This is a genomic window from Lentilactobacillus parakefiri (assembly GCF_002157585.1).
Classification (GTDB): Bacteria; Bacillota; Bacilli; order Lactobacillales; family Lactobacillaceae; genus Lentilactobacillus; species Lentilactobacillus parakefiri.
In genome coordinates this window covers 1-438 of sequence record NZ_BDGB01000129.1, presented here as the reverse complement: position 1 = coordinate 438, position 438 = coordinate 1, and the positions used below count along the sequence as shown (strand labels likewise).

The window sequence follows — 438 nt, the reverse complement described above, 5'->3', positions numbered from 1 at the left end:
ATCATAGCGTATGTTTGCTTGAGCTCGGGATCAATGCCTAATAAAGCATCAACCACATCAGTGGCAGTCGCCAGATACGAGAAGTTCGTCCATTTCCGGAAGACCTCGTAGTTGAGGTGACTTGCCGGAGTTAATAATAATTTCCAGTAACGCTTTAAGGCACGATACTCGCGTGAAGAAGTCGCCAGGGTTTTCATAAGCCGCACCCGCGTCTTATTAAAGGCGCGGTTTAAAGCATTAACTAGGTGGAAGGGATCAATGACGACAATGGCATTAGGGAAAATGCGACCAACCAATTTGGGATAGGTATAATTCATATCAGTCACAATAATTTTGACATTTTCCCGAGCAGCCTGATCATAATGCTGGAAGTACTTTTGAAGCTGATAGATGGTTCTAAAGGGCAATAGATCAATTAATTCGTGCGTTTCGGCGTCC

The 438-nt window shown here is 44.1% G+C and carries 1 protein-coding gene; it reads right to left on the bottom strand.

The features are described from left to right. Window positions 1-438 (bottom strand): transposase (locus LPKJCM_RS11615; protein ID WP_165758612.1); only part of this gene is annotated, 438 nt, incomplete at both ends.